21 protein-coding genes are annotated in these 18679 nt (G+C 55.9%); 1 reads left to right on the forward strand and 20 read right to left on the reverse strand.

The genetic code is table 11. The annotated features are described in order from the left end of the window. The 8 genes from AQS70_RS13470 to AQS70_RS13505 all read right to left on the reverse strand — a co-directional run. Window positions 1-874 (reverse strand): Hpt domain-containing protein (locus tag AQS70_RS13470; protein WP_187331819.1); only part of this gene is annotated, 874 nt, incomplete at its 3' end. Between the two features lie 65 nt (window positions 875-939). Continuing rightward, window positions 940-1728 (reverse strand): protein phosphatase CheZ, encoded by a 789-nt coding sequence (locus AQS70_RS13475; protein WP_055103269.1) that lies wholly within the window; start codon window positions 1726-1728, stop codon window positions 940-942. A 20-nt stretch (window positions 1729-1748) separates the two neighbouring features. Next, a complete protein-coding gene (locus AQS70_RS13480; RefSeq protein WP_162233905.1) occupies window positions 1749-2120 on the reverse strand; it encodes a chemotaxis response regulator CheY in 372 nt (123 codons plus the stop codon). Between the two features lie 86 nt (window positions 2121-2206). Beyond that, window positions 2207-2947 (reverse strand): RNA polymerase sigma factor FliA, encoded by a 741-nt coding sequence (gene fliA, locus AQS70_RS13485; RefSeq protein WP_055103271.1) that lies wholly within the window; start codon window positions 2945-2947, stop codon window positions 2207-2209. Beyond that, entirely contained in the window at window positions 2947-3777 is an 831-nt protein-coding gene (gene fleN, locus AQS70_RS13490; protein WP_055103272.1) for a flagellar synthesis regulator FleN, read from the reverse strand. The genes fliA and fleN overlap by 1 nt, the downstream gene beginning before the upstream one ends. A 116-nt stretch (window positions 3778-3893) precedes the next feature. Next, window positions 3894-5213: a flagellar biosynthesis GTPase FlhF gene (gene flhF, locus AQS70_RS13495; RefSeq protein WP_055103273.1), complete on the reverse strand. Its 1320-nt coding sequence runs from the start codon at window positions 5211-5213 to the stop codon at window positions 3894-3896. Window positions 5214-5224: 11 nt separating this feature from the next. Then, window positions 5225-7354, reverse strand: a complete 2130-nt coding sequence (gene flhA, locus AQS70_RS13500; RefSeq protein WP_055103300.1) for a flagellar biosynthesis protein FlhA — start codon at window positions 7352-7354, stop codon at window positions 5225-5227. A gap of 154 nt (window positions 7355-7508) precedes the next feature. After that, window positions 7509-8078 (reverse strand): hypothetical protein, encoded by a 570-nt coding sequence (locus AQS70_RS13505; protein ID WP_055103274.1) that lies wholly within the window; start codon window positions 8076-8078, stop codon window positions 7509-7511. Between the two features lie 190 nt (window positions 8079-8268). On the opposite strand from AQS70_RS13505, the gene AQS70_RS23325 reads away from it, so the two are divergent. Then, complete coding sequence (locus AQS70_RS23325; protein WP_082428107.1) at window positions 8269-9336, forward strand: RHS repeat-associated core domain-containing protein; 1068 nt, start codon at window positions 8269-8271, stop codon at window positions 9334-9336. An 18-nt stretch (window positions 9337-9354) separates the two neighbouring features. On the opposite strand, the gene flhB is transcribed toward AQS70_RS23325, so the two are convergent. The 12 genes from flhB to AQS70_RS13565 all read right to left on the reverse strand — a co-directional run bounded on the left by flhB (window position 9355) and on the right by AQS70_RS13565 (window position 18612). Continuing rightward, a complete protein-coding gene (gene flhB / locus AQS70_RS13510; RefSeq protein WP_055103275.1) occupies window positions 9355-10491 on the reverse strand; it encodes a flagellar biosynthesis protein FlhB in 1137 nt (378 codons plus the stop codon). 12 nt (window positions 10492-10503) lie between these two features. Further along, the gene (fliR, locus tag AQS70_RS13515; protein ID WP_055103276.1) at window positions 10504-11286 is read right to left on the reverse strand and encodes a flagellar biosynthetic protein FliR; all 783 of its coding nucleotides are present in this window, start codon (window positions 11284-11286) and stop codon (window positions 10504-10506) included. After that, window positions 11287-11556, reverse strand: a complete 270-nt coding sequence (fliQ, locus tag AQS70_RS13520) for a flagellar biosynthesis protein FliQ (RefSeq protein WP_055103277.1) — start codon at window positions 11554-11556, stop codon at window positions 11287-11289. A gap of 3 nt (window positions 11557-11559) precedes the next feature. Then, complete coding sequence (gene fliP / locus AQS70_RS13525) at window positions 11560-12303, reverse strand: flagellar type III secretion system pore protein FliP (RefSeq protein ID WP_055103278.1); 744 nt, start codon at window positions 12301-12303, stop codon at window positions 11560-11562. Then, a complete protein-coding gene (gene fliO, locus AQS70_RS13530; protein WP_055103279.1) occupies window positions 12303-12734 on the reverse strand; it encodes a flagellar biosynthetic protein FliO in 432 nt (143 codons plus the stop codon). Before fliO ends, fliP begins: the two co-directional genes overlap by 1 nt. Beyond that, window positions 12735-13199, reverse strand: coding sequence for a flagellar motor switch protein FliN (gene fliN, locus AQS70_RS13535; protein WP_055103280.1), 465 nt, complete (start codon window positions 13197-13199; stop codon window positions 12735-12737). 38 nt (window positions 13200-13237) lie between these two features. After that, the gene (fliM, locus tag AQS70_RS13540; RefSeq protein WP_055103281.1) at window positions 13238-14206 is read right to left on the reverse strand and encodes a flagellar motor switch protein FliM; all 969 of its coding nucleotides are present in this window, start codon (window positions 14204-14206) and stop codon (window positions 13238-13240) included. Between the two features lie 9 nt (window positions 14207-14215). Further along, complete coding sequence (fliL, locus tag AQS70_RS13545; protein ID WP_055103282.1) at window positions 14216-14707, reverse strand: flagellar basal body-associated protein FliL; 492 nt, start codon at window positions 14705-14707, stop codon at window positions 14216-14218. A 177-nt stretch (window positions 14708-14884) separates the two neighbouring features. Beyond that, entirely contained in the window at window positions 14885-16132 is a 1248-nt protein-coding gene (locus AQS70_RS13550) for a flagellar hook-length control protein FliK (RefSeq protein WP_055103283.1), read from the reverse strand. 75 nt (window positions 16133-16207) lie between these two features. Then, the gene (locus AQS70_RS13555) at window positions 16208-16573 is read right to left on the reverse strand and encodes an Hpt domain-containing protein (protein ID WP_055103284.1); all 366 of its coding nucleotides are present in this window, start codon (window positions 16571-16573) and stop codon (window positions 16208-16210) included. A 30-nt stretch (window positions 16574-16603) separates the two neighbouring features. Beyond that, window positions 16604-18313 carry an ATP-binding SpoIIE family protein phosphatase gene (locus AQS70_RS13560; RefSeq protein WP_055103285.1) on the reverse strand — a complete coding sequence of 570 codons (1710 nt, stop codon included), beginning with the start codon at window positions 18311-18313 and terminating at the stop codon, window positions 16604-16606. Further along, window positions 18310-18612 (reverse strand): STAS domain-containing protein, encoded by a 303-nt coding sequence (locus AQS70_RS13565; RefSeq protein ID WP_055103286.1) that lies wholly within the window; start codon window positions 18610-18612, stop codon window positions 18310-18312. Before AQS70_RS13565 ends, AQS70_RS13560 begins: the two co-directional genes overlap by 4 nt. Between the last annotated feature and the right edge of the window lie 67 nt (window positions 18613-18679).

Genomic DNA, 18679 nt, shown 5'->3' on the forward strand with positions numbered 1-18679 from the left:
ACTCGTCGAGCAGGGCTTCAAATTCTAGATCGGTGATGTGATCCGGGTGAGTCGCGCCAACTGTTTCAGCGTCCTCGACCGCGATTTCTACAGCAACTTCGACAGGCGCAACGTCCACCGCCTCTAGGGCATCAGCGCTGAACGAACCTTTGCCATGCAATTGGTCCAGCAGGGCTTCGAACTCATCGTCGGTAATTTCATTGCTCGATGTTGTGGGCGCAGCCGGCGCTTGATCCGCAACAGGACGCGTCACGGCATCGGCGCGGAACTTGCCTTTACCGTGCAACTGGTCAAGCAATGACTCGAACTCGGCATCACTGATTTCGTCACTGGGTACCGAGGCTTGTACGTTGTCAGCCGCATCGGCCTTAACGGCATTCAGCGATTCGAGCAGTTGTTCAAATTCGTTGTCGGTAATATCGCCAGGTTCTTGGCTAAGGTTTGTCTCGACCACTTGCACGGGCACTTGAAGTGCGGGGGTAGACGCAGGCTCGGCCAAACGCGTCAGGGCTGCCAGCAACTCAGGGCTGGCAGCGGTGATCGGGGTGCGCTCGCGCACTTGAGCAAACATCCCGTTGACTGCGTCTAACGCTTCAAGCACCACATCCATCAACTCCGAGTCGACCGGGCGCTCACCCTTGCGCAGGATGTCGAAGACGTTCTCGGCGATGTGGCAGCACTCCACCAACTCATTGAGCTGCAGGAAGCCGGCGCCTCCTTTTACAGTGTGAAAACCGCGAAAAATAGCATTGAGCAAGTCCGCATCATCGGGTCGGCTCTCAAGCTCGACCAATTGCTCGGAAAGCAACTCTAAAATTTCGCCGGCCTCAACCAAGAAATCCTGAAGGATTTCTTCATCGGCGCCCAAGCTCATGTGTGTGCTCCTTGAAAAAGGCCCTTTTAGCGCCGGACAACAGCGCCCGCACGCCTACTCAAGACCTAGAAACCTAAACTGGACAGCAAATCGTCTACATCATCCTGCCCGGATACAACGTCACTACGCTTATCGGCATGAATCTGCGGACCTTCACCCTTTGTCAGGTTTTTTTGCGAATTATTTTCAGCACGCTGCGCGCCGCGATCATGCTCGATCCCGGCGAAGCGATCGACTTGGCTGGCCATCAACACCAGCTTGAGCAAATTACTTTCAACGTCAGTGACCAACTGCGTCACTCGCTTGATGACCTGGCCCGTCAGGTCTTGGTAATCCTGGGCTAGCAGAATGTCAGTCAAATGGCTGGACACCACCTGCTGCTCGGTTTCACTTCGCGTCAAAAAACTGTCAACGCGGCGCGCTAGATCACGGAACTCTTCGGCGCCGATCTCCCGACGCATAAAACGCCCCCAGTCAGCGCTTAATACCTTGGCTTCTTGGCCCAAGCCATTGACCAGCGGGGTGCAGTGTTCGACCAAATCCATGGTCCGGTTAGCGGCGGCTTCGGTGAGTTTCACAACATAAGCCAAGCGCTCAGCCGCGTCGGTGATCTGTGACACTTCTTCGGCGCGCGGCATGGTCGGGTCAATGTGGAAATCGACAATGGCGTTATGCAACTCACGCGTCAGTTTGCCGACTTCTTGATAAAGGCCACGATCACGGGTCTGGTTGAGTTCGTGAATCAGTTGTACTGCGTCGCCGAAATGCCCCCTTTCAAGGCTTTCGACCAGCTCGTGCGCATGTTTTTTCAGGGTCGATTCAAATTCGCCCGATGTTGATTCTTGCCGCTGCATAGCGTCCCCCAAAGGACCGTTCAACCGATGCGTTCAAAGATCTTTTCGATCTTGTCTTTGAGTGCGATAGCGGTGAATGGCTTAACCACGTAACCGTTCACACCGGCTTGGGCGGCTTCGATGATTTGCTCGCGTTTGGCCTCCGCCGTCACCATCAGCACCGGTAAATGCTTGAGCTTTTCGTCTGCTCGAACGTGGCGCAACAGCTCAATGCCGGTCATGCCGGGCATGTTCCAGTCGGTGACCAGAAAGTCGATACTTCCGCTATTAAGCAGTGGGACCGCGGTCGTGCCGTCATCCGCCTCAACCGTGTTGGTGAACCCGAGGTCACGCAACAGGTTTTTTATGATCCGCCTCATCGTTGAAAAGTCATCAACGATGAGGATTTTCATGTTCTTATCCAATTCGACCTCCAGCAGTCTTAAACGCGTTCACAAGCGGAACGCGCCATTCAATCAATTCGATTTACGCGTACGCTTCAATGCGCTCGCCACTGGCCCAGACGTGCGCGCAACCGGGCTGCGCACTGGCTGTGCAACTGGCTGACACGCGACTCGCTCACCCCCAGCACCTCACCGATTTCTTTGAGGTTGAGCTCTTCGTCGTAATACAGCGCTAAGACCAGTCGCTCACGCTCGGGCAACAGGCTGATGGCTTCGGCCAACGCGGTTTGAAAACGTTCATCTTCCAGATCACGCGAGGGCTCAAGGTGCGCACTGGCGCCATCTTCATGCAAACCTTCATGCTCTCCGTCCTGCAACAGGTCGTCGAAACTAAACAGACGGCTGCCCAAGGTGTCGTTCAAGATGGCGTAGTAATCATCAAGGCTTAACTGGAGTTCGGCCGCAACCTCGTGATCTTTAGCGTCACAACCGGTTTTTGCTTCAATAACGCGAATAGCGTCACTGACCATCCGTGTATTGCGGTGCACCGAGCGTGGCGCCCAGTCACCTTTACGCACCTCATCAAGCATTGCGCCGCGAATACGAATGCCCGCGTAAGTCTCAAAACTCGCGCCTTTGCTAGCGTCGTACTTGGTCGACACCTCAAGCAGGCCGATCATCCCGGCCTGGATCAGATCGTCCACCTGCACACTGGCCGGTAAACGCGCCAATAAGTGATAAGCGATGCGTTTGACCAACGGCGCATAACGCTCGATCAGCTCATATTGGCTGTCACGCGACGGCTTGCTGTACATGCGATAGCCGCTGGCAGTCATTAGATGCGCCCTCCCCCCGCTTGCTGTACCAAGCGTTCGACAAAGAATTCCAGATGGCCACGGGGGTTAGCCGGCAGCGGCCACGTATCAACTTTTTGCGCAATGGCTTTAAACGCCAGCGAGCACTTGGAGCGCGGGAACGCTTCGTAGACGGCCCGCTGCTTTTGGACCGCCTTGCGCACGCACTCGTCGTACGGCACCGCGCCCACGTATTGCAGGGCAACGTCCAAGAAGCGGTCGGTCACCTTGGTCAATTTAGCGAACAGATTGCGCCCTTCTTGCGGGCTCTGAGCCATGTTGGCCAACACCCGAAAACGGTTCATTCCATAATCGCGATTGAGCAGTTTGATCAATGCATAGGCATCGGTGATCGAAGTGGGCTCATCACAGACCACCAGCAACACTTCATGGGCTGCGCGCACAAAGCTGACCACTGAGTCGCCGATTCCGGCTGCGGTATCAATCACCAGCACATCGAGGTTATCGCTCAAGTCGCTGAACGCCTGAATCAACCCAGCATGTTGTGCCGGGGTCAACTGCACCATGCTCTGCGTGCCCGACGCCGCGGGTACGATGCGAATCCCGCCGGGGCCTTGGAGCAGCACATCGCGCAGCTCGCAACGCCCCTCGACCACATCGGCCAGAGTGAATTTGGGGGTCAGCCCCAACAGGACATCAACATTAGCCAACCCAAGGTCGGCATCCATCAACATGACGCGCCTGCCCATCTCGGCCAACGCGATAGATAAGTTGACTGAAACGTTAGTTTTACCGACGCCACCCTTGCCGCCGGTCACTGCGATCACCTGTACGGGATGCATGCTGCCCATGATCTTTTTTACCTTGTCTTACTTAGACGCGGCTACAAAGAGTGCTGCGGGTCCCTGGGGGAACGGCACAGCGAAAATCCTCTGTGTAGGTACATTGCAACGTATTCTTCTGTGCCTCAGCCAACCCGTTTGGGCGGGCTGTGATAAATATCAGCGAACATATCGGCCATGGCTTCTTCGCTGGGTTCTTCCTGCATTTGCACACTCACCGCCCGGCTCACCAATTGGTGGCGACGTGGTAAGTGTAGGTCGTCGGGGATCCGCGGGCCGTCCGTGAGATAAGCCACGGGTAATTCGTGGCTGATCACCAAGCTGAGCACTTCTCCCAAGCTGGCTGTTTCATCCAGTTTGGTGAGGATGCAACCCGCCAGCCCACACCGTTTGTAACTGAGGTACGCCGCCGACAATACTTGCTTCTGGCTGGTAGTGGCCAAGACCAGATAATTGCGCGCCTTAATCCCGCGCCCTGCGAGGCTGTCCAGTTGCAGGCGCAGCGCCGGATCACTGGCTTGCAAGCCGGCGGTATCAATCAACACCACGCGCTTGCGCGCCAGCGGCTCTAGGGTTTGGCCCAACGACTGGCCGGGAGCCACGTGGGTCACCGGTACATTCAGAATGCGCCCCAGGGTTTTAAGCTGCTCCTGGGCGCCAATACGAAAGCTATCCATGCTCACCAATGCAATGTTTTGCGCGCCGTACTTGAGTACATAACGTGCCGCCAGCTTAGCCAGCGTTGTGGTTTTGCCCATCCCGGCAGGACCGACCATCGCGATCACACCGCCCTCTTCAAGCGGCTCCAGTTCAGGGGTCGTTATCATCCTGGCCAAATGTGCCAACAGCATGCGCCAGGCTTGGCGCGGCTCTTCAATCTCGGCCACTTGGGTCAACAAATCGTGCGACAACGGGCCGGACAAACCGATTCGTTGTAGGCGCCGCCACAAATTGGCCTGCTCGGGCCTAGAACCTTGCAACTGGTTCCACGCCAACGAGCCCAACTGCACTTCGAGCAACTCACGCAGGCCGTTAAGCTCGTTACGCATGTCGTCAAAAACCCGCTGATCAATCGTTGGCGCCGGGGTCGTTGCGGGCATTGGCCGCGACGGCTCTTCAAGCCTTGACTCAACCAACGGTTCGGCAGCGGTCAAGGGCAAGCCGGCAAACAACTGGCGGCTAGCGTCGTTGTCGCCTTCAGTGCGCAAACTCAACTCAGCCTGGGCCGAGACAATCTTCGATTGGGTCTTGCGCAGTTCTTCTTCTAATTCAACGTTAGGCACCCGCGGTGCCAGTGCCGATAGCTTGTAATCCAGTGCCGCGGTCAACTCCACGCCACCGGCGATCCGACGATTGCCAATGATGGCGGCATCAGCGCCCAATTCATCACGAATGAGTTTCATGGCCTGACGCATGTCGGCGGCGAAAAATCGCTTCACTTGCATAAATCAAACCCTCAGCCGTTAGGGCCAACTGTCGCAACAATCGTGACTTGCTTGTTGTCAGGGATTTCTTGGTACGCCAGCACGTGCAGGTTGGGCACCGCCAAACGGCCAAACCGCGAGAGCATCGCGCGTATCGGCCCTGCCACCAGCAAGATCACCGGGTTGCCTTGCATCTCCTGACGCTGAGCCGCGTCGATCAGCGAACGCTGGAGTTTTTCAGCCATGCTTGGCTCCAGTAACACACCGTCATCCTGACCATTACCGGCCTTCTGCAAACTATTCAGCAATATTTGTTCCAACCTTGGTTCCAAGGTGATAACAGGCAGCTCAGACTCAACCCCGACAATGCTTTGCACGATAGCGCGGGATAGGCCCACCCGTACGGCGGCAACCAAAGCGGCAGTATCTTGACTCTTATGGGCATTGTTAGCGACGGCTTCGGCAATGCTTCGTATATCGCGTACCGGCACTTGTTCGGCCAACAGTGCCTGCAACACTTTAAGCAACTGCGACAGGCTCAAAATACCCGGCACCAACTCCTCAGCCAGTTTAGGCGACGACTTGGCCAGCAATTGCATCAGTTGCTGGACCTCCTCATGACCGATCAACTCGTGGGAGTGCTTATACAAAATTTGGTTCAGATGCGTTGCCACCACGGTACTGGCATCGACCACGGTATAGCCCAGCGATTGCGCTTGGCTGCGCTGGCTGGCTTCAATCCACACCGCCTCCAGTCCAAAAGCCGGATCTTTGGCGGTTATGCCGTTGAGGCTGCCAAATACTTGCCCGGGGTTGATCGCCAGCTCGCGGTCCGGGTAAATCTCGGCTTCGGCCAGAATCACCCCCATGAGGGTCAGGCGATACGCGCTGGGCGCTAAATCAAGGTTGTCGCGGATGTGCACCGTGGGCATCAAAAAGCCCAGGTCTTGAGACAGTTTTTTACGCACGCCCTTGATCCGCGCCAGCAATTGCCCACCTTGATTGCGGTCCACCAGCGGGATCAGGCGATACCCAACTTCCAGCCCGATCATGTCAATCGGCGTCACGTCATCCCAGCCCAGCTCCTTGGTTTCTTGGGCACGGGCGGGCGATGGCAGTAACTCTTGCTGGCGCTGCACCTCTTGCTGGGCGTGAAGCTTGGCCACATTTTGCTTCTTCCACATCAAATACGCTGCGCCACCGGCGACGGCGGCCAAGCTGAGAAAGGAAAAATGCGGCATGCCCGGCACAATCCCCATCACCGCCATCAACCCTGCCGACACCGCCAACGCCTTGGGCGAGGCAAACATCTGGCGATTGATTTGCTTGCCCATGTCTTCAGAACCTGAAGCACGGGTCACCATGATCGCGGCAGCGGTCGACAGCAGCAGCGAAGGCAATTGCGCCACCAGGCCGTCACCAATGGTCAGCAAGGCGTACACCTTACCCGCCTCGCTAAAGCTCATGCTGTGCTGAAAGATGCCGACCGCCATACCGCCGATTAGGTTGATGAACAGAATCAGCAGACCGGCGATGGCATCACCGCGCACGAACTTGCTGGCACCGTCCATCGAGCCGTAGAACTCGGCCTCTTGGGCGACTTCTTGACGGCGCATCTTGGCTTGGTTTTGGTCGATAAGGCCGGCGTTAAGATCGGCGTCGATCGCCATTTGCTTGCCGGGCATCGCGTCGAGGGTAAATCGTGCGCTCACTTCGGAGATCCGCCCGGCACCTTTGGTCACAACGACGAAGTTGATAATCATCAAAATCGCGAACACCACAATACCGACCACGTAGTTACCGCCGATCACCACTTCGCCAAACGCCTGAATCACCTTACCGGCAGCGGCATGGCCCTCTTGACCGTGGAGCATCACCACTCGGGTCGATGCCACGTTCAGTGCCAAGCGCATCAATGTGGCGACCAACAAAATCGTGGGGAACACCGCAAAATCGAGGGGGCGCAGCGCGTACACACACACCAGCAACACCACAATCGACAGCGCGATGTTGAAGGTAAAGAACACATCCAGCAGAAAGGCCGGGATGGGCAGCATCATCATTGCCAGCATCACCAGCAGCAACAGCGGCACGCCCAACTGCCCCTGACCCAACCCGGCCAGACCGTTGCGTGCGGTGTTGATTAACTGAGAGCGATCCAATGACATGCCTAAACCTTTAGCAAACTTTTGACGCCAGATGCGCCCAGAAGCCTGCCACTGCAAGAAGCCTTCCAACTTTGATGAAAGCTAAGGGGCCGTTAGATCAAGATCTTTTGATTTTTTATAAGCAAACGCTCGCTACAGAGGAACGTGTTTAATTCCAGCGCCATTCCCCCAGATCAATCACCAGACACGCACTGCTGTTTGACCCAAACACAACGTCTATCTTGCGATTGGGCTCGTAGCGGTCAGTTCCGCTGCCGCCAATCAGAATGGCACCGCAACGCCCGTCCCGTATATGCGGGTGTTCTTCCCATACCGGCACGCTGTCCACCTGTAACTGACGGATGAGTTTGTACAGGATGAAACTGCGTACACAACGCCCATTGATGCCTTCAAAACTCAGCGATTTGCGCACAAATGACAAAATCGACTCTCGCTCTTTGTAGCAGCGCTCCATGATAGAGATGTAGTACTGCTCCCAACCACAGCGGTCTGGCACAGTGGGTAACGAGATTACCGCCAGCAAATTCGAGCCTTCAGTGCTAAATCCGACAATGTGACGCTCTTTTAACTGGCTCAGCCAAAAAATCGCAAAAGTACCGTCCAACGCAGGAAATTTAGGGAATAGGCCCTCAAGGTCTACATTCGCACTGTCTCGCGTATCGCTCAGCGCGCAGGTTCTGATAGAACCATCAGGAATAAGGGTTAACTCGATCGGCATCGCACCTCTCCATAGCCTGCACCCACACCAAAATGAAACCCGTCTTTACAAGGTAGGCAGTTTTTAGAAAAGCCTCTACTGTCAGAAATGACAGTCTCTTGTGAAGCCTGTACCTAGCAGAACTGTTAGTACTGGCCATTGCGCGCATCATTTAAGATGATCCTCTACGCGCTCTTTCGCTGAGAACCCCATGAAAAAAACAGAGCTGTGCGCCTATCGCTACGACCCCCTTGATCGCCTGATCGGTATCAAGTCGAATCAACAACCAGATAATCTGCGGTTTTATTGCAAGAGTAGGCTCGCCACAGAGATCAAGGGCAATACACATCACGCCATCATGCAACATGGCGACCAACTACTCGCCCAAAATACCTATAACGCCACTGACCAAACCAACACATTGTTCGCCACCGATTTGCAACGTTCTGTACTGTGCACAGTCACTGATGACGAACAGTTACATAATGCTTATGCGCCTTACGGATATACCAAGCTAATACGCGCTCATCAGGTACTAAGCTTTAACGGAGAACGGCCCGAGTTAATAACGGGGCATTATTTATTAGGCAATGGATACCGGGCGTTTAATCCGATATTGATGCGTTTTAACAGTCCAGACAGTTGGAGTCCGTTCGGAAAGGGAGGGGTAAATAACTATAGTTACTGCAAGGGCAACCCAACAAATCGAAGAGATCCATCAGGGCACTTCTCAATTATCTCTGACACAATTATGAGAGTAATAGGTATTGCGAGATCTTTTGAAGGCATCGCAAACGCTGCAAGCACTACTGCACGCACCAGCAGATCGGCAATGACAGCTTACGCTGCAGGAACCGCAGGAGCAGTTCTGGCAGCAGCCTCATCTGCACTGCCTAGCACTCTATCAAGATCGGTAATGACAATGACTAGTGCTGCACTAGGATCCGTAGCCAGCACGATGGGCAGACGTGCACGACGAGAAGCTGAAAATTTACTTGCCTTGGAAATACATGAGCAGGCACTTGATAACGCGGCAAGACATATACCGTTCCGCCCACACCAATATTTAGATGACCCCGTAGCTCTACCACCACCGAGCTACGAAGAGGTTATGGGCACTGCCCCCCCTCCGAGCTTTTCAAGTTTGTCTCCTGAGATACAAAGGGGCCCCCCACCTCCTTACACACCCCCAACGAATATGCAAAGACAAACACCGCACTTGAACTCAAGAAATCTTCGAAATCATTCAAACCCTGCAGACAGCATCAGACACTCCTAACTGTCATCACAGGAGGACTCACTCATCCCGCCGCAAATCCGGCGGAATCGGCAGGTCATTTAGCGGATCAGGCCGCTTACCCTTACCGGCCTGATGCTGGCGGATCTGGTACACGTAGGCCAAGACCTGCGCCACGGCCAAGTACAGACCCGCCGGGATTTCCTGCTCAAGCTCAGTGGAGTGGTAGATCGACCGCGCCAGCGCCGGGGACTCCAGCAACAAGATGTTGTGTTTGGCGCCAATTTCTCGAATTTTGAGCGCCAAAAAGTCGCTGCCTTTGGCCAGCAACAGCGGCGCCCCGCCGTTTTCTGGGTCGTATTTAAGGGCCACGGCGTAGTGCGTCGGGTTGGTGATGATGACGTCTGCATCAGGGATGGCAGCCATCATCCGGCGCTGGGACATTTCGCGCTGCACCTGACGAATCCGCTGTTTAACCTCAGGGCGGCCTTCTTGGTCTTTATGTTCGTCGCGGACCTCCTGCTTGGTCATCAGCAGTTTCTTGTGGCTTTCCCACAACTGAACGGGCACGTCGACTGCCGCGATCAGGATCAGTCCGCAGGCCATCCATAAGGCGCTCCAGCCCACCACTTGCAGGCTGTGGATCACCGCCAGCTCCAAAGGCTCTTGGGCGATGCGCAGCAGGTCGTCAATGTCGGACTTCAACACCAACAGGGCCACGATCAGGATGATGAAGAATTTAGCCAGCGCCTTGAGCAGCTCTACCAGCGCTTTGGCCGAGAACATACGCTTGAGCCCCGCTAGCGGGTTCATGCGGCTGAATTTCGGCGCCAGGCTGCCTGCCGCAAACAACCAGCCGCCAAGGGCGATAGGCCCTATGATGGCGGCGATCAATAAGGTGATCAGCACCGGCTGCACAGCAATCAGCGCGACTTTGCCCGAGTGCAGCAAAAAAGCGCCCATGGAGTCGGTGTTGAACAATGCCTCGCGGGTGATGCTGAAGTTGTAGCGCATCAGTTCCATCATGTCTTCGGCCAACGCGCCGCCGAAAATCAACAGCCCGCCCGAGCCCGCCAGCATGATTGCCAAGGTGTTGAGTTCTTTAGAGCGTGCGATCTCGCCCTTTTCCCTGGAGTCTTTTTTTCGTTTCTCCGTGGGGTCTTCTGTTTTGTCGGCACCGCTTTCACTTTCGGCCATGCTCTGCTCCCGCTAACGCGCCCGCGCCAGTTCACGTAAAAACTGCAAAGCCTCGGAGGCTAGCGGCTGATACTGATTGAGAATGTCGGCCATGCTGACCCACAGGATGAACATCCCCAGTACCAAGGTCAGTGGGAAGCCAATGGCAAAGATATTGAGTTGCGGCGCCGCACGGGTCATGACGCCAAAGGCGATGTTGACCACCAGCAAGGCCGTGATCGCGGGCAACACCAGCAATAAGGCCGCGCCCAGTACCCAGCCGAGCTTGTTGGCGATTTCCCAATAATGGTTGGTCAATAGCCCGCCCCCCACCGGCAAGGTGGTAAAGCTCTCAGTGAGCACTTCGAACACCACCAGATGACCGTTCATGGACAAAAACAGCAAGCTGACGAGCATGGTGAAAAACTGCCCAATGACCGCCACGTTGACCCCGTTCGCCGGGTCTACCATGGAGGCAAAGCCCATGCCCATCTGGATGGCGACGATTTGCCCGGCCACTACAAACGCTTGAAAAAACAGCTGCAACGCGAACCCGAGCAGCGCACCAATGATGATTTGCTCGGCAATCAGCATCAGGCCGCTGAGGTCCAGCGGGTTGACTGTGGGCAGCGCTGGCAGGCTGGGCATGATCGCCAAGGTGATCGCCACCGACAGAAACAACTTAATGCGCTTAGGCACTAAGGTCGTGCCGATGATCGGCATAGTCGCCAACAACGCGCCCACCCGAAACAGCGGCAGCATGAAACTGGCGACCCAGGTACTGATCTGCGCGTCCGTCAGGGTCAGCAACGACATTTAGCCGATCAACTGCGGAATGCTGCCGTACAACTGCAGGATGTATTCCATAAAGGTTTGCACCAACCAAGGACCGGCCACGATCAAGGTGACCAACATCACCAGCAAACGCGGCAAAAAGCTCAGGGTCTGCTCATTGATTTGCGTGGCCGCCTGAAACATGGCCACCAACAGACCGACCAGCAAACTGGGGATCACCAGCACCGCGACCATCATCGTGGTCAACCACAAAGCATCGCGAAACAGATCAACGGCAACTTCTGGGGTCATGGCTCAGACTCCGCCGAAACTGCTGGCCAAGGTGCCAATAATCAGCGCCCAGCCATCGACTAAGACAAACAGCATGATTTTGAACGGCAACGAAATAATCAGCGGCGAGAGCATCATCATGCCCATGGCCATCAACACACTGGCCACCACCAGGTCGATGATCAGGAACGGGATAAAGATCATAAAGCCGATTTGAAACGCCGTTTTAAGCTCGGACGTCACGAACGCGGGCACTAAGATGGTCAGCGGTGCGGCGTCTGGGGTCGCGATGTCGGTACGCTTGGACAGGCGCATAAACAGCTCAAGGTCACTGGTGCGGGTCTGGGCCAGCATAAAGTCTTTGATCGGGCCTTCAGCCTTGAGAATCGCGTCCTGCGCGGTCAGTGTTTCGGCCAGATACGGCTGCAAAGCGTCGCGATTCACCTTGTCGAATACCGGCGCCATGATGAATAGGGTCAAGAACAACGCCATGCCGGTCAGGATCTGGTTAGACGGGGTTTGTTGCAGCCCCAGCGCCTGACGCAAGATCGAAAACACAATGATGATCCGCGTAAAGCTGGTCATCAGCATCACAAATGCCGGGATGAAGCTCAGGGCAGTCATGATCAGCAAAATTTGCAGGCTGACCGAATACTCTTGCTGGCCATTGGCCCCGGTGCCCAAGGTGATCGCCGGAATCGACAACGGGTCAGCCCCGAAGGCCGTAGGCGCGAGCAACGCCAACACTAAGGCGATAGCTAAACGCATTACGGCTTGTCCTTTTGCTGACCCAATATTTCCATCAGCCGCTTGGCAAATTCGGGCGTGGCCGGTTGCGCGTTGCTCTCCACTTCAACCGGCTCTTTAAGCACGTGCAGCGGGGTGATTCGGCCTGGCGTGAGGCCCAACAGAATTTGCTCGTTGCCGACTTGCACCAACACCAACCGATCTCGGGCGCTCAAGGCCCGCGAGCTAATCAGCTCAATGACTTGGCCCTGACGCGGGCCTGCTTGCTGAACCCGGCGCAATAGCCAAGCCAAAGCGAAGATCAGCCCCAGCACCAATAGTAGGCCCAGCACCAATTGCGCCAGTTGGCCGCCTAAGCTACTCGCGGCCACCGGCGCCGTAGCGCTGACCACAGGCTCCGCCGCCAGCGCGCTCAGGGGTAGCGCCAGTAAACCGCCGAGAATGAGCTTCACTTAGCGCAACTTCTTGATACGTTCGCTTGGGCTGATGACATCAGTCAGCCGGATGCCGAACTTTTCGTTCACCACAACCACTTCGCCGTGGGCAATCAGAGTGCCGTTGACCAGCACGTCCAACGGCTCCCCGGCCAGACGATCTAACTCAATCACCGAACCTTGGTTGAGTTGCAGCAGGTTGCGAATATTGATGTCTGTACTGCCCACTTCCATGGAGATCGACACGGGAATATCCAAAATCACGTCTAAGTTTGGGCCGTCCAGCGACACCGGGCCGTTGTTGCGCGGCACACTGCCGAACTCTTCCATGGGCAAACGATTGGAGGTCGGTTTTTTAGCTGCGTCGGCGGCCAGCAGTGCGTCAATATCGGCCTGACCCACATCGCCGGTTTCTTCCAGCGCGGCCGCCCATTCATCCGCCAGCGCTTGGTCGGCAGCGGTTGTATCGTGTTCGTTAGCCATCAGGTGTCCTCACAGAGCAAATTCGTGGAGTTCGGGGTTTAACGCCGAACAATCGGTTCAAGCACTTGCAAGGCCAAATTGCCTTTGTGCGAACCCAGCTTGACCTTGAACGAGGGCACGCCATTGGCGCGCATTACCAGTTCGTCTTGCAGTTCGATCGGAATGACGTCGCCCGGCGCCATGTGCAAAATGTCCCGCAGACGCAGTTGTCGGCGGGCCACAGTGGCACTCAACGGCACGCTGACATCCAACACGTCTTCGCGCAGCGCTTTGCTCCAGCGCTCGTCTTGGTCGTCGAGGTCAGACTGAAAGCCAGCATCGAGCATCTCGCGCACCGGTTCGACCATTGAGTACGGCATGGTCACGTGCAGGTCACCGCCTCCGCCATCGAGTTCGATGTGAAAGGTCGACACCACTATCGCTTCGCTGGGGCCGACGATGTTGGCCATGGCCGGGTTCACTTCCGAGTTGATGTACTCGAAGTTGACTTCCATGATCGCCTGCCACGCTTCTTTCAAGTCGATGAAAGCCTGCTCCAGCACCATGCGTACCACACGCAGTTCGGTTGGGGTGAATTCGCGGCCTTCGATTTTAGCGTGGCGGCCATCGCCGCCAAAAAAGTTGTCCACCAGTTTGAACACTAATTTGGCGTCCAGAATGAACAGCGCCGTGCCGCGTAATGGCTTGATCTTGACCAGGTTGAGGCTGGTGGGCACGTACAACGAGTGCACGTATTCACCGAACTTCATTACTTGGATCCCGCCGACCGCCACATCTGCCGAACGGCGCAGCAGGTTGAACATGCTGATGCGGGTGTAACGGGCAAAACGCTCGTTAATCATTTCCAGGGTCGGCATGCGGCCACGGACGATTCGATCCTGACTGGTCAGATCATAACTTTTGACGCTGCCAGGTTCGGCAGCCACTTCGGCCTGTACCAGACCGTCATCCACGCCATGTAACAGCGCGTCGATTTCATCCTGGGACAGCAGGTCTTGCACGGCCATGTCGTGGTCCTACTGCAATACAAAGTTAGTAAAGAGCGCTTGGTCAATTACCACTTTGCCAAGTTCTTTTTGCGCCACTTCCTGCACGCTGGCAGTGGTTTTCTGACGCAGCATTTCTTGGCCCACCGGCGTGGCGAGGCTGTCAAATGTTTGCCCAGAGAACAGCATGACCAAGTTATTGCGGATTACCGGCATGTGAACCTTCAATGCATTGAGGTCATTTTGATCACGCGCCTGCAAGGTAATGCTCACTTGCAGGTAGCGTTGGCGGCCGTTGTCATTAAGGTTGATCACAAAAGCGGGTGGCAGCGCCTCGTAAATGGCTGGGGCTTTGGCGTTGGACTCAACTTGGGCTGGCGGCGCGCTTTTATCGCCGCTCATGAAATACCACGTCGCGCCCACAGACAGGCCAATCGCCAGCAATCCAGCTAGGACGATCAGGATAATCAGCTTGAATTTGCCTTTGTCGGCGGGATCTTTTACTGCGTCGCTCGTCGCCATGCCAATAATCCGTCACTTTTGGGTTTTCACAGGTGCATGGCTAGGCAGAGCAAGTGTTATGCCAGAACTGTGGTCGGCAGCTCCTTGGGTTTTCAACGTTTTTGCAGGCAACCTGTAGGAACGAGCTTGCTCGCGATCTTTTAACGATCAAAAGATCGCAGCCTGCGGGTTCGAGGTTCAGGCGTAGTAGTCCACGGCGCTGCTGCCCAACACGATACTCGGGGTTTGGGCTTGCGGTGCAACCCCCGAAACGTCGTCTTCAAGCCGTTCGCCGCTGGTGTGGCTACGCGGCTGGCTCTGTTGCTCTTGGCCCTGCCCCTGCCAACTGCGTGATTGATCCGACACACTGACGTCAACTTGGCCCATGCCCTGCTGGGCGAGCATGTCACGCAGGCGATGCATCTGGCTGTCCAGCGCTTCGCGCACACCGGCATGGCCACTGACAAAGTTAACCTGCGCCGACTGATCAGCCACTAGGTTGACCCGAATATCCAGCCGCCCCAATTCTGCTGGCTCCAATTGAATATCGGCCGACTTAAGATTGGCGCTGGACAGGTACATCACGCGGTTGACGACCTCTTCAGACCAACCGCTCTGATGCATGGCCAATGGCTGATTGACCGGCAGTGCATTGGCGGTTTTCGGGACCGCCGCCTGGGTCAAGGCGGCCAAACGGCTGCCGAAGTCATCGACTCGGGTATCGCTGGAAGCGCTTTTCAGATCCTTCAAGCCTTCGTCAACCAAGCCCTTGAAAGCCTTATCGCCACCTTCTGCGCCGCTAGAGGCATCGGTATTGGGGTCGACCAGCAGCGCAAGGGGGGTCGACTGGCCTTGGGACGAGGTAGCGCTGGTATCAGGCTGCGTATTTTTGACCGCCGCGCGGCTGCTGGCGGATACATGCCCGCCCTGCTCCATCGCCAAGCGCAGGGCGGGCATGTCATCCAACGGATCGGCTTGCGGGTCTACGCTGTCATCGACCTCAATCAGAGGCGCTGGCGGTGCTTGGATCGCACTGCTGGCCACAGCCAATTGCGCAGCCTCAAGGTCGGGCTGAGCGGGAGCCGCTGGCGAAGGTGTTTCTGCTACGACCGGCGGCGTTTGTACAGGCAGCGCCGAACCGTCATCAGCTTGCACTGGCGCGTCATCTTGAGCCGCGTCGTCAGGTTTGCCAGCAGGCAAGGATTTGCCGCTATCGGCAATCTTGGCGCTTGTGTTTGAGTGGCTATCGGTCGGGGCTTCACGGGCCGCGTCGGGCTTGATAGCGCCGTGAGCAGACACCGTATCGGACGCTTGGGCGTACACCTTGGAAAACGGCTCGCCGCCCGTTTTAACAGGCTCATTATCAGACTGTACAGCTTTCACCACAGTGGCTTTGGGCGCGGCAACGGCTAAGGGCTGAAGGAATGGATTGGCAGCGAGTGGCATGGGCAAAGTCTCCGCTGTACGGCAGGCGTCGGTACAGGTGGGAGAGACAGAGCAAGGTTTGGGCCAGTTTTGCTGTCAGCCGCCAGAAACATAGCTGGCAGCGATTACACGCTGACGCTCGGCACGATACAGTTGGCGCACGGTTAGGTATTCGTCACCAATTTTGATGACCAACTCTTTGATATCCACGAGGGATTCCTTTTGCGCACGCTCTTCAAGCTGACCACACAGCTGTGCCAGACGATTGGCTCCCATATTGCTGCTGCTGCCTTTTAAACTGTGGGCAACCATGCGCAGATCGCACACTTGCCGGGTGCTATGCAGTTGGTCGATTCGCTCTTTGGAGTCAGACAGAAAGGTGTCCAGCAGGTCGTCAAACCCACCTTCCATGACCTCTCGCAAATTTTTGATGACAGCGTGATCTATATGCTCTTCAGACACTTGTTCACTCCTTGATCAAGAATGTGCGGATTATGCCAGAGCCTTCCATAAAAACTCTACGCTCGCTCTTCGACCCTCGTTGGACCATTGCGCTAACGGACACAGTTGGCGAACCACACTCAAACCGCGGCCCGACAAGCGATCTAGATCAAGGGGTCTTGAGAGCATTTTGGCGACGTCAAAGCCCGGCCCGCTGTCTTCTACGTGAAGTATCAAGCGTCCTCCTCCCTGCTCTGGAATGACGTGAATAGCGATCCGAACGAAGCCATTTTGCAGTGCAAGCAGACGCTGGTTGCGCAATTGGTAATATCTTGCAAAACCTTTGGTGTTACGTTTCAGCCGCGAATCCAGCCCTAGCACTCCATGTTCGAGCGCATTGCTGTAAAGCTCGGACAACACCGCATGAATCTGCGCACCTTGGCTGCGCAATCCATGGACTTCCATCAGCAGGTGCAATAAGTGAGGCAGCGGGTTGAACTGTTGCAGGGTCGCGGCCCGAAACTCGAAACTGGCCGACCAGTCGAGTGGGCTGCAAAGGCCGCTGTCGGTGTACTGCATCGTGGGTATTGCCAAGCGTTGCGGCACCTGCGAGGTCATCAGCACCATGCTCACGTCATCGCGGGTGTGCCCGCGAAAACCATGCAGCGCTTGCTCCACCTCTTCAATCAAATGCTGCGGATCGCAATTGGCATCCAACACAACCTGCAAGCGTTCATCACCAAACATCTGTTCATCGACGCTACACGTCTCGGTCACGCCATCGGTCAGTAAAAACAGGTGATCGCCGGGCATCATCGCGAAGACTTGAGTCGAATGATCAAACGCCGTGGCCTTTAACATCCCTAACGGCACCTGTTGCGAGCTAAGGGTTGTGCGCTGGCCTGTGGCCGCTGTGAGCAAATAGCCATCCGGCATCCCGCCACTCCACAGCTCGAGGCTGCGCCGAAGCGCGCTGACACACACCAGCGTGGCGCAACAAAACATGTCGACGGGCAGGATGCGTTTGAGCTTGGTATTCATCTCACGGAGCATTTCACCCAAGCCATAGCCTTTGGCCGTCATGCTGTAAAACACCTCGGCCAGAGGCATCGCGCCAATAGCGGCGGGTAAACCATGGCCGGTGAAGTCGGCCAGTAGCACGTGGGTATCGCCTGAAGGGGTATGGGCAGCCAGTAATAAGTCGCCGTTGAATAAGGCATAGGGCGATTGCCGGTAGTGAATGTTGGGCGCACTCAGGCAGCCAGAATGAGCCACCCGATCAAATACGGCCTTGGCGACGCGCTGCTCATTGAGGAGGTACCCATTGTGTTGGGCGATCAAGTCGCGCTGTTGCAACACGGTTTCTTGGAGGCGCCGCAGACGATCCATCACGGTGATCTTGGCCGCTAGCAACATCGGCTCATAGGGCTTGAGCAACACATCATCACCGCCCGCCTCTAGGGTTCGGGCCAGTGCGTCAGCCTGATTAAGCGAGGTCAGGAAGATGATCGGAACCAATACCTCCCCGGCTAAGGCTTTGATGTGTCGTGCCGCCTCAAAACCATCCATAACTGGCATCAGGCCATCCATCAGCACCAGTTGCGGACGCTGCTGGCGAAACACTTCAACCGCCTCGGCACCATTGCTGGCGAGCAATACCGTATGCCCTTGGCGCTGCACAATGCTCGACAACAACAGCCGGTCGGGGGTGTTGTCTTCGGCAATCAGTATCCTCAAGCCCTCGGCTTGCGGGCTGTTCACGTGATATCGAACAACTTATCGAAATTAGAAATTGCGAGGGTTTTGCGCACATCTTGACTGCAATTGACTACTTTAATCTCCCCCTCATCGCCGCCCGTATGATCGCGCAGCAGCAACAGCATGCCCAATGCGGAACTGTCGATGTAGGTGGCTTCTTTTAAATCCACCACAACCGAGTTAGGTTTGGAGCCCCTTTCGTAGGCATCGCGAAATTCCTGATGCTTGGCGAAATCAAATCGGCCCTTGATGGCAATGATCAGTTGGTTACCGTCGGCTGAAACGTGAGAAGTCACGGCCATTTAGGTTGCTCCTAGTTCAGGTATCGGTGCCTTGAACTATAGACGCTTCAAAAAGCTGCGCTCAACC

The organism is Pseudomonas endophytica (assembly GCF_001411475.1).
Lineage (GTDB): Bacteria > Pseudomonadota > Gammaproteobacteria > Pseudomonadales > Pseudomonadaceae > Aquipseudomonas > Aquipseudomonas endophytica.